The organism is Paraburkholderia sp. 32, from assembly GCF_050435345.1.
Taxonomy (GTDB): Bacteria; Pseudomonadota; Gammaproteobacteria; order Burkholderiales; family Burkholderiaceae; genus Paraburkholderia; species Paraburkholderia tuberum.
In genome coordinates this window covers 1,473,241-1,489,897 of sequence record NZ_JBNDKD010000002.1, presented here as the reverse complement: position 1 = coordinate 1,489,897, position 16,657 = coordinate 1,473,241, and the positions used below count along the sequence as shown (strand labels likewise).

The following is a 16,657-nucleotide window of genomic DNA, read 5'->3' as shown; positions in this document are numbered from 1 at the left end:
TGCGGCGGCGGCAAGCCGCACGCGTCGAGATAGACGTGTTTCATTCGACGGCCCGCGCGGACTATTCCGCACGGGCCGTTTTCATTTCATGCGCCGGGTCGATCACATGTCCGCCATGGTGGGCGCTTCACGCGGTCTGTTCGGTCTTGCCGTAAGTGAGCCGGCCGTTTTTCGACAGCAGCACCGCCACCGGCCGCGTCATTTCGAACTCGGAGAAAATGATCGTCATGCTGGCGGTGATCGGCACCGCGAGAAAGGCGCCCGGCACGCCCCACAAAGCCGACCACACGGCCATGCTCGCGAGAATCGCGAACGGGCTCAGGTTCAGGGAGTTGCCCGTCAGATACGGATCGAGAATATTGCCGATCACGAAGTGAATCGCGGTCAGCGACACCAGCACGACCAGGATCGAATTCAGGTCGCCGAACTGCAGCACCGACATCAGCACCGGGAACACGATCGCGAGCACCGAGCCGATATAGGGCACGTAGTTCAGCAGCGCGGTCAGTATCGCCCACAGCCCGGCGAACTCGAGGCCGACGCTGCGCATCGCGAGCCAGCAGATCCCGCCTAGCAGCACGCCGAGGAACGTCTTCAGCGCGAGATAGGCGCCAATGCGCCGGTTGATGTCGGTGACCACGCCCCGGATGCGCGCCGCGTTGGTCGAATTGGCGGTCATGTTCGTCAGCTTGTCGCCGAACGTCCGGCGCTCGACCAGCAGAAAACTCGCATACAGCACGATCACGAACAGGTCGATGATCACCGACGACAGCGACGCCAGCATGCCGGTCACCATCGCCTGAATATTCAACTGTGTGAGCATGTTCCGCCGCAGCGATTCCCACGTCGGCTCGCTTTCGAGGTGCAGCAGCGTCGAAATCTTGTGGATCATCAGCAGGACCGAGTCCTGGTAGCGCGGCGCGAGCGCGACGAGCGCGTCGTAGTTCTCGACGAGCATGTCGACCGCGAAGAAGATCGCGGCGCCGATCAGGAACATCGAGAGTCCGTAGCGCAACTGGACCGGCAGCCGCGGGCCGATCACCGGAATGCGTTGCAGCAGCCGCGTGAAGTCGACCACCACGTATACCGCGATCGCGCCGAACACGATCGGCACGAAAACCGCGCGCCCGATATACAGCACCCAGCCCACAATCAGCAGCAGCACCACTACATATACGGACGCTTGCAATCTGTCGGTCATTGGTCAGTGCTCCATGAATCCGCAAACAGGTGCGCCAGAGAGTCACCCCAAGGTCACCCGAGGACGACGGCGATGGCCGGGCACGCGCCCGCCGTGCGATCCCCTTACCAGCCGGTCGCGCGATGGACAGCACTGATCTTCGCACAGAACGATGACAGCTCACATAAAAAGCGCGCCAGATCGCTCCGCCGGCAAACTCCGGGCCGACACCTCGAAATGCGCCAGCAGAATGTCGCGAAACGTTGCGATGCGCCGGATTCGCTCGTGAAACCCATCTGCTACGCTGCCCTAATCGGTTTCAATCTCCTGACATGATCCGAAGCGAGCGCCTGCGTCACGCGGTGGCAGCGCACGGCCGAATCCATGCAGTGAAGCCGCGCCGCGCGTGCCCGTGCGATGTCCGCGCTATATCTGTGCGTGATGTCCGATTGCACGCATCCTCTCACCTCACGACATGGGAGTACGAGATGCTGCAACGGCTGGGGTCGCGATTCGTCGCAGTGGGTCTGATGTGGACATTGTCCGCTTGTGGCGGTGGTGGGGGCGGCAGCGGCGCCGACCCGGCCAGCACCGGCTCGAACGGCGCGGCTGGCGCGACCACGCCAGCATCGAGTCCCGCGCCCGCGTCGAGTCCGACACCGGCATCTAGCCCGACCCCCGCGTCGAGCCCGTCGAGCGCATCCGACGCGAGCGCCACGACACCGAAGCTCGCCGCCGCGACGCCGATCATCGACGGCACGACACTCGGCGCCGCCATCTGGCCCGCGGGCGTCACGGCTTCGGGCGGAACCGGTCAGCCCGTCAGCGGACTGAACTGCGGGTTGCGCAGTACCGCGTACACATACGCGCATCTGTCGATCTACCAGAACGGGCAACTCCTGACGCTGCCACCCAACATCGGCATGGTCGAGCCGACCCTGACCACGCCGACTGGCTGCGCATATCCGGTGCACACGGTCGATTCGAGCGGCAAGATCCATATGGACGCGACGACCGGCGCGACCTATACGCTCGGCCAGTTCTTCTCGATCTGGGGCGAGACGCTGAGTGCGTCGAACGTGGCGGGATTGACCGCCTCGCCAATCGCGATCTACGTGAACGACGGCGGCACGCTCACGCAATATACGGGCGACCCCGCGAGCCTCGTGCTGAAGCCGCACACCGAAATCACGGTCATGGTCGGCACGCCTGTCACCCAAGTGCCCACCTACACCTGGACCGATCCGCCGCCGTTCGACCCGAACCCGATCACGCTCGTCTTCGGAGGCGTGGTCGGCTCGTCGTTCTGGCCGAACGGCACGACCTCGACGGGCGGCACCGGCACGCCGGTCGACGGCCTGACCTGCGCGCCGGACATGAGCGTGCTGTACCACGTGCACGCGCACCTCGCGATCATCAAGGACGGGCAGTGGCTCGCGTTGCCGATGAACGTCGGCATCCTGTCGCAATGCACGTATGAGATGCATACGCACGACAACACCGGCATCATCCATATCGAAGCGCCGAACCTCAAGACCTATACGCTCGGCGAGTTCTTCGATATCTGGGGCGAGCCGCTGACGAACACGAACGTCGCGGGCATCATGGGCGACGTGGTCGCGTATATCAACGACAACGGCGATTCGCGCCGCTATATGGGCGACTTGCGCAGTATCGAGCTGACGTCGTTGCGCGACATCACGCTGCAAATCGGTACGCCGCCGGTAAGCACGTTGGCGACGTATTCGTGGTACGAACCGCAGTGACGTCGGCCGGAGGCCGCGTCACTTCGCCATGGCGCGGCTTCAACGCGACGTACCCGAATGCCCGATACCGCCCGGCCCGCGCGGCACGATGCCCGCGACGGAGCGCGGCGCCGCGTTCGCGACCAGAATCATCGCCGCGCCGGCGAGACCGCTCGCCACGTGCTTCAACGCATGGCCGGCGATCACGTGATGCGTCAGCTCCCATATCTGCCAATCGAGGCTTTCGAAAATCTTCGCGACCCCGTAGAAGACGATCACGAGCGTCCATGCGATCACGCCGTCCACCTTGCGCGTGAGCGTCAGGCCGACGATCAGCATGAGCCCGCCGAACTGAAGAATCGCGTAAGGCCACAGGCTGTTGAACACGAGCCAGTAGCCGACGGTGGCGGGCGACACGACCACCATGATCAGCATCTGCGCCCAGCCGACGCGCTGTCCGCTCCACGACGTCCATAGCATGGCGAGGATGCCGGCGAACACGATGGTCATCGGCAGGCGGTCCCAGACGAGCGTCGCATCGTTCGGCGCCATGTGGTAGTAAGCCGAGCCGAACGCGGTGAAGAGCAGCCCGAGCGCGGCGACGACCATGCCGGGAAATTGCGCCGGCTGGTCGGACGCATGGCGCCGGACCCAACGCAGACAGAGCACACCGGCGATCAGAATGACGACGTTCGACAGCACGTCCGCCGCATGGTGCAGCGGCCCCAGCGAGCGTTGATCGGCGAAGTGGTGATACGAGGCCGGCTGCGCGAGCGGCCATATCATCTGCAGCGCGGTGCCCACCACGAAAAGCAGCACGCTAGCAAGCAGCAAGCGGGAGATCTTCACGTTGCTCGACTCCACAGTGGGCGAAACGCTCGAAGGCGCCGTGAACCGGACCCTTTATGACCCTTTGCGCTGACACGGAGCGGATCACGCTCGATTGCATGGAAACCATGCGGTCGATGCGCGGCCGGGTTGGCCCCCGTTCGAATTCGCGCAGCCTGCTCGTATCATCGGACAAAGCGCTTTGCGCAACAAGAGCGTCGGGCGGCGCACCGATGGGCATGCGCTCATAGTATTCTTCTCAACCAATGCAAGTTGCGTGCAAGCATGCGCGCGACACCGTCAGTACAGGCGGTCGAGCGAAGCTTTGTCGAGCAACGCCACGCGATGTTCCGATTCTGGAACCGGCCGGCTCGCGCGACCCAAACGAAGACCTGGACTCCATGCAAGCGCAGATCCACCACCCGTCGTTCCCGCACCGCCGATGGAGAGGCGCGCTGTGCGCGCTGCTGTGCGCAAGCCTGCTGGCCGGCTGCGCGCCGTTACCGTCGCTCGAGGGTCGCCAGGCGTCGCATGCGTTGTCGCCCGCGGTGGCGGCCACCACGGATCTCGGTCGCGCGGTCGCGCCCGAGCTGGCCGCGCACGCGGGGCTGGCGGGCATTTATCCGCTGGCGGATGCGCATGTCGCGTTTGCCGCGCGCATGGACCTGATCCGTTCCGCGCAACGCACGCTCGACATCCAGTACTACATCTGGCGCGACGATCTGACCGGCACGCTGCTGCTCGAACAGATCCACGAAGCGGCGGACCGGGGCGTGCGGGTGCGCCTGCTGCTCGACGATCTCGGCATCGCCTCCGCGCTCGACCCGACACTGGCGGCGCTCGACGCGCATCCGAACATCGAGGTGCGCCTGTTCAACCCGTTCGTCGTGCGCAGCCCGAAAATCCTCGGCTTCGTGACCGACTTTTCGCGCGCCAATCGGCGCATGCACAACAAGTCCCTGACCGCCGACGCCACCGCGACGATCCTCGGCGGCCGCAACATCGGCGACGAGTACTTCGATGCCACCGACGGCGTCGTCTTCGCCGACCTCGACGTACTCGCGGTCGGACCGGCCGCGACCGACGTCTCGCGCGATTTCGACCGCTACTGGGCAAGCGCGTCGGCGTATCCGGTCGGGAAGATCCTGCCGCACGAGAGCGTCGATGAGCTGGCCACGCTGGAGCGTAATGCGCAGGCGATCGAGCAGGATCCTGCCGCCGCTGAGTACAAGCAAGCGCTGCGCGGCCCGCGCGTCGTGCAGAACCTGCTCGACGACAAGCTGCCGCTCGACTGGGCCAAAACGAAGATGATCAGCGACGACCCCGCGAAAGGCCTGAACAACGCGCCGCCGGAAGCGCTGATTTCCCACCAGCTCCGCGAAGTGATGGGCCAGCCGACGAAGTCGCTCGACCTCGTCTCCCCGTACTTCGTGCCGGCAAACACGGGCACGCAGTATCTGAGCGGGCTCGCCGCCCAGGGCGTCGACGTGCGGGTGTTGACGAACGCGCTCGAAGCGACCGATGTCGTCGCCGTGCATTCGGGCTATATGAGGCGGCGCGTCGAGTTGCTGCAAAACGGCGTGCACCTGTATGAATTGCGGCGCGTGGCAGGCGCCACCTACAAGAAAGAACAGTCGCCGGGGCCGTTCGGCAGTTCCGGGTCGAGCTTGCATGCGAAGACTTTCATCGTGGACTCCCAGCGGGTCTTCGTCGGTTCGTTCAACTTCGATCCGCGCTCCGCGCATCTGAATACCGAGCTTGGACTCGTCATCGACAGCACCGAGCTCGCGACGCGGGTCGATCGCAAGTTTCTCGCGCTACTGCCGAGCGTCGCGTACGCGGTGCATCTCGACAAAAACGGCAAGCTGTACTGGATCGAAACCAACGGCGACGTCGAAACCCGCCATGACACCGAACCGAATACGACGTGGTACGCACGGCTCGGTGTTTGGATGCTGTCGATTATGCCAATTGAGTCGCTGCTATAGCTCACAGTTCAGAATCGTCGCAAATCGCGATCTCGCACGGGATCGGGCGTGCGCTGCGTCTCGCGCAACACGCCGTTGGTGTCGAACGCGAAATTGAACAACATGTGGTGGATGTTGCTTTCGATATAACGGTATGACCAGACTTCGCGTTGCGAGAGCCGGAAGAACTGCGTTTGCACGGGGCGGCCGAAATTGATCAGCACATCGTCGCGCGTCCATTTGCCGATTTCCGCGCGATTGAATTCGCTCAACTGCAAGACCTGACGCACGTTCACGATCTTGCCTGAAGCGTCGATGTCGGCGGCGACGGTGGTCGAGCCCATCGGCTGGGTCGGCCACATCAGTCGGCGGCCGCCCCCCGGCAGGTCATAGACTTCGCGCGGCGGACCCATGCGGGCGACGATCGCCGCTTGATCCTGACCCGCCTGGAATTGCTGCCACGGTTGCGCGCAAGCCGCGAGCATCATCGCCGTCGCGCACGTGAGCGCGGCGCGGCGCAATGCCAGCGGCGCGCGCGCGGTTCGCGCGGCAGCGTTCCGAACGCGGGCGAGGCGGGTAAGCAAGGGTTCCTCCCGTTACGTTCGATCGCACGATCCCTCACCGCGCAAAAGCCGAGGCGACACGGGCTGCGCGCCCCGCTCGCCCATGGCTGCAGTCAGGTAACCGACGCTTACTGCACGAGCTTCGCGCGCAGACGCGAGTGCTCTTCCCCCGAAATCGAACCGGACGCTTTCAGCTTGTCGAGCTTCTCGATTTCGTCGGCGACACTGAAGCCCACCACATTGCGCAGATCTTCGCGCACCTGCTTGGCCCGCGCCTGATCGCGTTCCGCCATGCCGCGATGCTGCGTGAGCAGATACGCGAAGATGCCGATATACGGCAGGATGATGAGAAAAATCACCCACAGAACCTTGCCCCATCCGGACACGTCATGGCGGCGGAACAGGTCGCTCGACACCGTGATCAACAGCCAGAACCACAGGATAAAGATGAAGATGGAGAAAACGTCGGCCAGAAAATTCGGGAATGTGAAACCATCATTGAAGAAAAGCATTGTTGTTCTCCAGTCATTCCGGTTGCAATTGAACGGCTTAACGGATTTCGACCTATGGTTGCCCCGCTATGGATGACGCATACGATCAGCACGGCAGCGCCGAAAACCTACCATGACCGCATGTCGATTCGCACGCGCATTCATACTGTATGAAAGACATGCATGAGTTTCAATGGCTCGTTTAAAGCCGCAAACCCGCTGTTCGTCACGTCTTTCATTTGTGCTCCTCACTTCGGGCGCCGCAAATGCATGATGCGGATCTTTTTGTCTTTATAGCTTATCCCGCTCGTGTAACGCGAGCAATTTTTAAGGATTCCGTTCGATTGACGATTTCTGGTGGTGTGGCGATCATGCCGCGTGGCATTGAACATGCATATGTGAAAATGATGTCAAAAAACCAGCGCTTTTGCCCGGCAAAAAAAATGCCAAAAGAGACGTTTGCGAAGCATCCATGCAGCCCCTGACCGGCCGGCTATGCGCCTCGTCACGCCGCTGCACGATCAACGCGACTCGTCATTCGCGATGCAGGTCACCGAGTGCGAAGCCGACTACACTTGGCAGGACGACCGAACCACGAGCGCTTCAACAGGTGCCGCGGCCGGATCGCTCACCTCGATCGTCATATGCGTGAGCGCGCTTTTCGCTGCAAACGCATCGAGCCACTGCCGGGCGAGGCGCGGCAGCACGTGCTGTTCGATAAAGCCGATCAAAAGACGCGCACCGGTCTCCTGCACGAGGCAGCGCCCGACGACGTAGTCGACCACCTCCGCCGCATAACTCAGCGCGATGCGGTTGTTGTCCGCCATCCGCCGAACGACTCGATCGAGATGCAAACGCACGATCCGCGCGAGCGAATCCGAGCCCAGCGGACGATATGGCACCAGCGTCACGCGTCCGAGGAAGGCGGCCGGAAACGCCTTCAGCAATTCCGTCGAAAGCGCGGAACGCAGACCGTCAAAGTCCGGCGCAAGCATTTCGTCCGCGCATAGGCTCGCGCTCAGATCGGAGCCGACATTGCTGGTCATCAGGATGGTCGTATTGCGGAAATCGATATAGCGACCATCGCCGTCTTCCATGTAGCCCTTGTCCAGCACCTGGTAGAACATTTCGTGCACGTCGCCGTGCGCCTTTTCAATCTCGTCGAGCAACACGACCGAGTACGGACGTCGGCGCACCGCTTCGGTCAGCACGCCGCCATCGCCGTACCCGACGTAGCCAGGCGGCGCGCCCTTGAGTCCCGAGACCGTATGCGCCTCCTGGTACTCGCTCATGTTGATCGTGATGAGGTTCTGCTCGCCGCCATAGAGCGCCTCCGCCAATGCGAGCGCGGTTTCCGTCTTGCCGACGCCGGACGGCCCCGCGAGCAGGAAGACGCCGAGTGGCTTGCGCGGGTCCGCGAGCCCGGCGCGCGCCGTCTGCACGCGCTCGCCGATCTGCTGCAACGCGTCGTGCTGGCCGATCACGCGCGCCGCCAGCGTGGCGGGCAGCACCTGAACGGCGCTGACCTCATCGGTGATCATGCGTCCGACTGGAATACCGGTCCAGTCAGAGACGATGTCGGCGACGATCGCTTCGCCGACTTCCGGGAACACGAATGGCGTATCCGCCTGCAGGTTCGATAACGTCCGCTCCAGCTCGCGCAACGTCTCCAGCGCGGTCGCCGCGCGATCGCGCACTTCGGCCTCAGGTCCGGCTGCGGCGGCGCGCTCGCTTTCGACCTCGCGCGCGTGCGCCAGCGCCTTCGCCACATCGGACTGGGCCTGCCAGGCGGCTTCGACAACACGTTCCTCGAGCTCGAACGTCGCGATGGTCGCCTTGACGTCGGCCAGCGCAGCCTCGCTGCCGAGCCCGATGCGCACCTCGTTACCGAGCAGCTCGGCTTCGACGCGCGCGGCTTGCAAGCGCTCGCGTATCCGCTGCAATTCGCGCGGCGGCGCATGCTGCGATAGCGCGACGCGCGCGCAGGCGGTGTCGAGCAGGCTGATCGCCTTGTCCGGCAACTGACGCGACGGGATGTAGCGATGCGACAGTGTCACGGCTGCGCGAATCGCTTCGTCGAGAACCACGACGCCATGATGGCTCGCGAGCGTGCGCGCGAGTCCGCGGACCATATCGATCGCGGACGGCTCCTCGGGCTCGGCGATCTGCAGCACCTGAAAGCGCCGCGTGAGCGCCGGGTCCTTCTCGATGTGCCGCTTGTACTCGGCCCACGTCGTCGCGCCGATCGTGCGCAACGTGCCGCGGGCGAGCGCCGGTTTCAGCAGGTTCGCCGCGTCGCCGGTGCCGGCCTGGCCGCCGGCGCCGACCAGCGTGTGAATCTCATCGACGAACAGCACGACCGGCGCCGACGACTTCGCCGCCTCCTCGAGTACCGACTTCAGCCTGGCCTCGAACTCGCCCTTCATGCTCGCGCCGGCAAGCAGCGCACCGACGTCGAGACTCAACAGCCGCACGTCGGCAAGTTTCGGCGGGACTTCGCCGGCCGCGATCGCGCGCGCGAGGCCTTCGACCACCGCCGTCTTGCCAACCCCGGCGTCGCCGGTCAGCAACGGATTGTTCTGACGCCGGCGCAACAGCACGTCGATCATCGTGCGAATCTCGACTTCGCGCCCAACCACCGGATCGATTTCACCGGCGCGCGCGCGTGCGGTCAGATCCGCGCAAAACTGCGCGAGTGCCGCGCCCTTCACCGACGCAGCGAGCGCACCGGACGCCTCGCCCGGCACCGCCGACGAAAAGTCACTCTGGTCGTACGGGGTGTCCTCCGCTTCGGGGGAGCCGGCAATCCACGCCGGCAACGCATCGTGAAGGCCGTCGACGGCAATCTTGCCGAACTCCGGCGAAATGGCCAGCAGCAAGCGCCGCAACTCAGGCGTCTCGACAAGCGCCGCCATCAGCCATGCGCCGCGGATCCGACCGTCGCCGAATGCCAGCGTCGCGACCACCCACGCGCGCTCGATTGCCGTCTCGACGTGATGCGAAAAATCCGTGAGCGCGCTCGCGCCGGACGGCAGCGCAGCAAGCGCGGTCTGCAGGTCCCGCTCGAGCAGTTCGCGGCTGATGCCGCAGTGTCTGACGATGCGGTGCAGGTCGCTATCGGACTGCGCGAGCAACTGGTGCAGCCAGTGCGCGAGCTCGATATACGGGTTGCCGCGCAGCTTGGAAAACGCCGTTGCGGATTCGATGCTCCTGAAGAGCGTTGCGCCGAGCTTGCCGAACAACGCGTGGCGTGAAATGGACATGATGACGTTGCAGGTAAAGATGTTTGTAGCGGAAAGGCGTGGCCTCGCGTCGGCATCCCGCGCTCCGCGGGCAGGTATCCGACAAAGCGCGCCGGCCAGCCAGACTGATCGAGCGACAAAGGATAGCCGGTCGATCGCTGCGTGTATTTGGGCCGTCGCCCATATTCCACTCGAGGAGCGCGAAGTAGCATTCATATCTTCCACGCGCCAACCCACATTTTCAGTTGGTGATCCTTTTATTTCTGCGGCGAGAGAGTTTTTACAAATGCGCGCTTTCCAGGCAAATCTCATTCGCCGTTGCATACGGGTCAGGCCATGACTGGATATCACGCACGCTGGGACCATTCGCCCTTCGAAGCAAGCGCGCTCAGGACCTTCGCACGAACGATCCAGTCTTTCCGGCTCGCTCCAACCGTTTCGCGAATCGATCTGTCGGAAATGAGTGAGGCAAGCCAGCGGGCCTTCGTAGGCGAGAACAGTCACGTCGGCGTGGAGGGTTCGCCTCGCGCTAGGCCGAGCGCGCATACCGACCTTCAGCCTATGCCCGATTTATTACGGAACCCGCCTCTCGAGATAGCGAATGCGTCTGGAGACTTTGTCCAGGCACCACCGTCGAGCGTGAATTCTCCGGCGGACCGGATCGAGCCCGTGCTCATGCAGCCGGATGACTTCAGCGACCTGATCGCACTAGCCGACGAGGACGATAACGATCCGCTGCAGTTGCGGCGCGAACCGAATCCAGCGGAACCCGGCGCACACGACGGCATGGCAAAGCTTCTGGCAGCCGACATCGACGCAGCGGACCCGCTCGCCGCGCTCACGCTGGAATATCGTCACGCGCTGTTGAGCCAGAAGAGCGGCAATGCGCACGAGCCCAAGGCGTCGGCCGAAGATCACGGCGGGTCGATCATCGGCTCACCTCACGATCCGTTCGCCGAGCTTGTCGATCCGTCGCGTGCTGAAGCGTCGGTGTTCGACCTGCTGACGAAGGGGAAGAACATCGACACCCTGCTCGATAGCCTTGACTCGTTCAGTGCCGAGCAGATTTTCGAGTCGGACGAAACGCACGAGATCCTCGCGCTGCTCGCGCCGCGCGGAATTCCCGCGCACCGTGCGAGCAGAACCGCGCAGCTTGCGCGCGAAGAACATCACATGATCAGTATGGACAGCCACATCGCCATGCCTGAATCGATCGAATACGAAGAGCCTGAATTTTCAGATGAAAATAACCGCTGACCTGCCCAAGTCGGACACGCCAACACTTCGCAGCCTGCTCGACGCGCAGACTTACTGCGAACTCAAGGAGCAAACCATCGACAACGTGCGCAAGCATCCGTCGAACGTGCGCGAACGCTGGCTGTTGTTCGAGCTGTTGTGCCTCGACGGCGAATGGAAACGCGCGTTACAACAGCTGCAAACCTGGGCCACGCTAGAGCCGGAAGGCACATCGCGCGCCCAGATGTATCGCGGGCTGATTCGCAGCGAGATGTTCCGCGCCGAGGTGTTCGCGGGTCAGCGCGCGCCGGGCGAGATCAATCCGCTGCCCGAGTGGGTGAAATCGCTGCTGCAAGCCAACGTCAAGCTGGGCGAGGGCAACCTCGCCGCCGCCGACGAACTGCGCGGCGCCGCGTTGAACGCCGCGCCGGCCACGCGCGGCGACAGCACGCAGATCGGCGCATTCGAGTGGCTGACCGATAGCGATAGCCGGCTGGGCCCCGTGTGTGAGCTGACCGTAGCGGGCGGGTATCGCTGGGTGCCGTTCGACTCGATGAAATCGCTGACACTCGGTCCGGTCACCGCGCTGGCCGACCTCGTCTGGCGCTCGGCCGTCGTCGGCCTACGCGACGCGACTATCCTGCGCGGCTACCTGCCGGTGCGCTATCCCGGCTCGGAAAGTGGTCCCGCCGCCACCCGGCTCTCGCGCGAAACAACCTGGAAAGACGTAGGGGAAACCGGCGTGATCGCGCTCGGCCAGAAAACCTGGAGCACCGACAAGGGCGACGTCGGCCTGCTCGACATCGGCGAATGCCGGTTCAATCACGACGAGCACGTATGACCACGTCTGACGCGCGACACCGGCAAGCCTACATGCCGTCGCTGATCGACCGCCTGCTCGACGATGCGCCCGCGCGGCGCAGCGAGCGGCCGGAGGCCTATGCGCCCAATAGCGAAGGCATGCGCCGCATCATCCAGCGTGATCTCGGCCTGCTGCTCAACACGACGAACCTGGACGACGAAATGGACATCGCGCGCTACCCCATGCTAGCCGCATCGGTCGTCAATTACGGCATTCCCGCGTTGTCCGGCAGCTACCTCACCAGTCGCAACTGGGAAACCGTCGAGAAGACGGTCCGCAACGCGATCGTTCGCTTCGAGCCGCGGCTGATTCCGGAGTCGCTGCGCATCCGGCCGCTCAATAGCAAGAACCCGGTACGCTACAACCAGCTCGCGTTCGAGATTCATGGCCTCATGCGCTGGTCGCCCTATCCACTGGAATTTCGCATCCAGAGTGCATTCGACATCGAAATGAATCACGTCACGTTCGAGCTGGGCTCCGGCAAGGGAAGTTGACATGGACCCACGATTTCTCGACTACTACAGCCGCGAACTGACCTACATGCGGGAAATGGCCGGCGAGTTCGCCGCCCAGCACCCGAAAATCGCGCGCCGCCTTGGCATGGAGGGCATCGACGTTGCCGACCCCTACGTGGAGCGGCTCATCGAGGCGTTTTGCTTCATGTCGGCGCGCACGCAGATCAAACTCGACGCCGAATTTCCGCGCTTTACGCAGCGCCTGCTCGAAGTGGTCTATCCGAACTATGTCGCGCCGACGCCGTCGATCGCCGTCGCGCAGTTGCGTCCGAGCCTGCGCGAAGGCGATTTCACGAGAGGGCTGAAGGTGCCCCGGCAAAGCATGCTGCGCTCGGCGATCCCGCCCGGCGAGCAAACCGCGTGCGAATTCCGCAGCAGCCAGGACGTCACGCTATGGCCTATCGAGATCGCTGAAGCCCGGCTCAGCGCCGTGCCGCCGGATATCCCCGACACCGATCGCCATCTGTTGCCGCACCTGCAATTGCGCGGCGCGTTACGGCTGCGCCTGCGCACAACAGGCGAAGTGAAGTTCAACCAGATGACAGACTTCGACCGGCTGCCCATTTACATCGGTGGCGACGAACGTATCGCTTCGCATCTGTTCGAGCTGATCCACGCCGGTAGCGTCGCCTCCGTCGTGCGCGCGTACGGCGCGTCGAGAGACGAAGGGCACGTGGTCGCGAAAACACCGGTCGAATTTGAAGGTCTGCAAGCGCAACAGGGTCTGCTGCCGCTCACGTGGAATACGTTTCACGGCCACAACCTGCTTCAGGAATACTTCGCATGCCGCCAGCGCTTCTATTTCTTTGCGCTGACGCAGCTCGCAGCGGGTCTCGCGCGCGTGGACAGCAAGGAGGCCGAGGTCGTGCTGCTGCTCGACCGCCTGCCGGAAGAGCTGGCCGCGCACGTCGACGCAGCGCGTTTCCTGCTGTTCTGTACGCCAGTCATCAACCTGTTTCGCAAGCGCACCGACCGCGTCGAAATCAATCGCGCGCAAACCGATTTTCATCTGCTCGCCGACCGCACCCGGCCGCTCGACTACGAGATTTTTTCGGTGTCGCGCGTGTTCGGTCAGCGAGCGCAAACATCGCTCGAAGTCGAGTTCAATCCGCTTTATCAGACGCTGCATAGCGACGTGGGCAACCATGGCCGCTATTTTTCGGTGCGCCGTGAGCAGCGCGCGCTGTCGGCCAATGCACGCAAGTACGGCACCCGTACGCCGTATATCGGGACCGAGGTCTACGTGTCGCTCGTCGATCAGGCGGAGGCGCCGTACGCTGACGACATCCGCTACCTGTCGGTCGAAGCGTGGGTCACGAACCGTGACCTGCCGCGCTTGATCCCGCGTAACGGCAAAACCGACCTCACGATGTCGGACTCCGTGCCGATCGAGGGCGTGCGCCTCGTGCATGCACCGAGCGCGCCGCGCGCGCCGTACGCGAGCGGTGAAACGGCGTGGCGTCTGATCAGGCAGCTGAGCTTCAACTACATGCCGCTCGCCGAACTCGACCACGGCGACGGCGGCCAGGCACTGCGCAACATGCTCGGCCTCTTCATCGCCCCAGGCGAGCGCGAACAGGCACGGCAGATCGAGGCACTCGTCGGCGCACGCACTGAACCGGTGGTCCGGCGTCTGCCGGGCGACGGACTACTCGTGTATGGGCGTGGCGTGCGCTGCGAACTGACGGTCGACGAAACCGGCTTCTCAGGCATCAGCCCGTATCTGCTCGGGCTCGTGCTCGAGCATTACCTCGCGCGCCACGTCTCGATCAACGTGTTCACCGAAACCGAACTTCGTTCGATGCAACGTGGCCTGATCACCCAATGGCGGCCACGCATGGGCGGACGCGGAGCGGTATGAGCATGGATGGGGCAATGGCGAGCGCCGTCGCGCCAACGCGATCATCGCTCGATCCGCAATCGCTCGACGCGTGGTTCGATCCGGACACGCCGTGGCAGTCCGGCTTCCTGAGCCTGCTGCGGGCTATCGCCGCGCGCAATCCGCTGATGCCGTTGCCGGGCACCGCGAGTCTGCCGCAAGAAGAGCCGTTCCGGATCGGTCAGCAACCCACTCTGGCGTTTGCGCCACGCGAAATCGCGTCGCTCGGCATGCGAGACGGTCGCCTCGACGTGCGGCTGTTCGGGCTCGGCCTGTGGGGGCCGCAGGGGCCGCTGCCGCTGCATATGACGGAGCTGGCTCACAGTCGTGTGGAAAGCCACCAGGATCATGCGCTCGTCGGGCTGGTCGATCTGTTCCATCACCGCGCGCTGTCGCAGTTTTATCGCGCGTGGGCATCGGGGCAAGCCACCGCGTCGCTCGACCGTGCCGGCGACGAAACGTTTTCGTTCTACGTCGCCAGTCTGATCGGCGTCGACCCGGCCGAGGCGGAGCGGTCCTGTCTGCCCACGCACTCGCGCTACAGCGCGGCGGCGCACCTCGTGCGCGAGGCGCGGACTCCGCACGGCATCGCGGCGACGCTCTCGCATTACTTCGGTGTTCCGATGACGATCGAAGAATTCGTGCCGCACTGGATCCATCTGTGCGCATCGGAACATACGAGGCTCGGGGTGCCGGGGCCCGCGGCGATCATCGGTGAATGCGCCCAACTCGGCGAGGCAATTCCCGACCGGCAACACAAGTTCCGGCTCGTCGTGGGTCCGCTCGACCTCGATCAGTATTTGCGCCTCACGCCGCACGGCGAGGACTTGCCGACGTTCGTCGAATGGGTGCGAGCGTTCGTCGGCCACGAATACGCGTGGGAGGTCAAGCTGCTCGTCAACCCCCGCGCGGCGCCACCCGCCTGCATCGGCACGTCGCAGAGACTCGGCTACTCGACGTGGCTCGGTGATTCCCTCGACGACCTGCCGGTCGTCGGCATGGTTTTCGAACCTGAACAGTACAACGACCGACCCCGGAGTTCCCTCGCATGAACGCCAACACTCCCGCCGCCGTGCTGCGCTACGCCGATCTGCTCGAACCGGTCTGCGCACACGCGCCTTGCGGTCCCGATCTCGAATACGATCCGGCCTTCGTGATGCTGCAGGCGGCCGCGGCCCCACGCGCCGAAGCGCAGTACGGCGACTTCGTCGACGTGCCGCCAACGGCCAATTGGGCCGACATTGAACGCGACTGCCGCGCGCTGCTGCTGCGGACAAAAGACATCCGCCTCGCGGTGATCCTGCTGCGTTGCCGAACCCGGCTCGACGGCGCGGCTGGCCTGCGCGACGGACTGGCATTGCTGATGGCGATGCTCGAATGCTATGGCGAAGCGCTCCACCCGCTGCCCGTGTTCGAAGGCGAGCGAGACCCGGCGATATTCGCCAACGCGATCGGCGGACTCGTCGAACCGGATGGCACGCTGGCCGATGCGCGCGACATCCCGATGCCGAGGGCCGCGGGGCTTCAACTGCATTTGCGCGATATCGAAAAATCATTCGCGACGCCGCGCCAGAAGGACGCGCTCGCCCCTGAATCCGTCGCCCGGTTGCTCAAGGAATTGTGGGGCCGACGCGACGCGGCAATGGCCGCACTAGTCGAAGCGCAGTGTCTGACGCAGCGCATTGGCGCATGGTGCGATGAGATGCTCGACACCGACGCGCCCGATCTCGGCGCGTTGTCCCGAGCGCTGGAGCCATTCGCGCAGCATCGGGTGGGCGGCGGCGGGTCCGCGCCAGCGCCCGCCCGAGCCGTCAACGAGCAGGACAACAAGCAGGACAACGACAGCGTGCGTGGATCGGCGTCGGCGATCGTGGCTACGGCGACGCTACCGCAGTCCGACGCGCCGACCGATCTGCCAATCACTGCGCCTTCTCCAATGGATCGCTGGAGCGCGCTCGCAGCCATTCAGGAAACACGCATGTGGTTCGAGCAAAACGAACCGAGCAGTCCTGTCATTGTTTTGCTGCGCCAATCGGAACGAATGGTGGGCAAACGGTTTTCAGAACTCGCCCATATCATTCCCGCCGATTTACTCGCTAAATGGGACGTAGCCGACAGTTGAGGCGACGCGCGCATGTGCGACTTTCCC

14 protein-coding genes are annotated in these 16,657 nt (G+C 64.0%); 9 read left to right on the top strand and 5 right to left on the bottom strand.

The genetic code is table 11. From position 1 onward, the window contains the following. Positions 1–127: 127 nt before the first annotated feature. Positions 128–1,201, bottom strand: coding sequence for an AI-2E family transporter (locus OKW26_RS22120; RefSeq protein ID WP_184061789.1), 1,074 nt, complete (start codon positions 1,199–1,201; stop codon positions 128–130). A gap of 467 nt (positions 1,202–1,668) precedes the next feature. Here OKW26_RS22120 and OKW26_RS22115 point away from each other — a divergent pair, with 467 nt between their 5' ends. After that, positions 1,669–2,946 (top strand): hypothetical protein, encoded by a 1,278-nt coding sequence (locus OKW26_RS22115; RefSeq protein ID WP_429355173.1) that lies wholly within the window; start codon positions 1,669–1,671, stop codon positions 2,944–2,946. Between the two features lie 39 nt (positions 2,947–2,985). On the opposite strand, the gene OKW26_RS22110 is transcribed toward OKW26_RS22115, so the two are convergent. Continuing rightward, the gene (locus OKW26_RS22110) at positions 2,986–3,774 is read right to left on the bottom strand and encodes a hypothetical protein (RefSeq protein WP_429355172.1); all 789 of its coding nucleotides are present in this window, start codon (positions 3,772–3,774) and stop codon (positions 2,986–2,988) included. A 380-nt stretch (positions 3,775–4,154) separates the two neighbouring features. Here OKW26_RS22110 and OKW26_RS22105 point away from each other — a divergent pair, with 380 nt between their 5' ends. Beyond that, positions 4,155–5,741 carry a phospholipase D family protein gene (locus tag OKW26_RS22105; protein ID WP_184061786.1) on the top strand — a complete coding sequence of 529 codons (1,587 nt, stop codon included), beginning with the start codon at positions 4,155–4,157 and terminating at the stop codon, positions 5,739–5,741. 8 nt (positions 5,742–5,749) lie between these two features. On the opposite strand, the gene OKW26_RS22100 is transcribed toward OKW26_RS22105, so the two are convergent. Next, positions 5,750–6,304, bottom strand: coding sequence for a hypothetical protein (locus OKW26_RS22100; RefSeq protein ID WP_429355171.1), 555 nt, complete (start codon positions 6,302–6,304; stop codon positions 5,750–5,752). Between the two features lie 107 nt (positions 6,305–6,411). After that, positions 6,412–6,795, bottom strand: coding sequence for an SHOCT domain-containing protein (locus tag OKW26_RS22095; RefSeq protein ID WP_184045085.1), 384 nt, complete (start codon positions 6,793–6,795; stop codon positions 6,412–6,414). 245 nt (positions 6,796–7,040) lie between these two features. Between OKW26_RS22095 and OKW26_RS22090 the strand changes: the two genes are divergently transcribed. Then, entirely contained in the window at positions 7,041–7,259 is a 219-nt protein-coding gene (locus OKW26_RS22090; protein ID WP_429355170.1) for a hypothetical protein, read from the top strand. 84 nt (positions 7,260–7,343) lie between these two features. On the opposite strand, the gene tssH is transcribed toward OKW26_RS22090, so the two are convergent. Continuing rightward, positions 7,344–10,037 (bottom strand): type VI secretion system ATPase TssH, encoded by a 2,694-nt coding sequence (tssH, locus tag OKW26_RS22085; RefSeq protein ID WP_429355169.1) that lies wholly within the window; start codon positions 10,035–10,037, stop codon positions 7,344–7,346. Positions 10,038–10,691: 654 nt separating this feature from the next. Here tssH and OKW26_RS22080 point away from each other — a divergent pair. The 6 genes from OKW26_RS22080 to OKW26_RS22055 are packed head-to-tail and all read left to right on the top strand — an operon-like array spanning position 10,692 to position 16,630. Then, positions 10,692–11,273: a TagK domain-containing protein gene (locus OKW26_RS22080; RefSeq protein WP_429355168.1), complete on the top strand. Its 582-nt coding sequence runs from the start codon at positions 10,692–10,694 to the stop codon at positions 11,271–11,273. Next, complete coding sequence (locus OKW26_RS22075; protein ID WP_429355167.1) at positions 11,257–12,093, top strand: type VI secretion system accessory protein TagJ; 837 nt, start codon at positions 11,257–11,259, stop codon at positions 12,091–12,093. Before OKW26_RS22080 ends, OKW26_RS22075 begins: the two co-directional genes overlap by 17 nt. Next, positions 12,090–12,608, top strand: coding sequence for a type VI secretion system baseplate subunit TssE (gene tssE / locus OKW26_RS22070; RefSeq protein ID WP_184061782.1), 519 nt, complete (start codon positions 12,090–12,092; stop codon positions 12,606–12,608). Before OKW26_RS22075 ends, tssE begins: the two co-directional genes overlap by 4 nt. Before the next feature lies 1 nt (position 12,609). Further along, positions 12,610–14,490, top strand: a complete 1,881-nt coding sequence (tssF, locus tag OKW26_RS22065; protein WP_090810718.1) for a type VI secretion system baseplate subunit TssF — start codon at positions 12,610–12,612, stop codon at positions 14,488–14,490. Between the two features lie 2 nt (positions 14,491–14,492). After that, positions 14,493–15,560: a type VI secretion system baseplate subunit TssG gene (gene tssG, locus OKW26_RS22060; RefSeq protein ID WP_429355274.1), complete on the top strand. Its 1,068-nt coding sequence runs from the start codon at positions 14,493–14,495 to the stop codon at positions 15,558–15,560. Next, positions 15,557–16,630, top strand: a complete 1,074-nt coding sequence (locus OKW26_RS22055) for an ImpA family type VI secretion system protein (protein ID WP_429355166.1) — start codon at positions 15,557–15,559, stop codon at positions 16,628–16,630. Before tssG ends, OKW26_RS22055 begins: the two co-directional genes overlap by 4 nt. Positions 16,631–16,657: the final 27 nt, after the last annotated feature.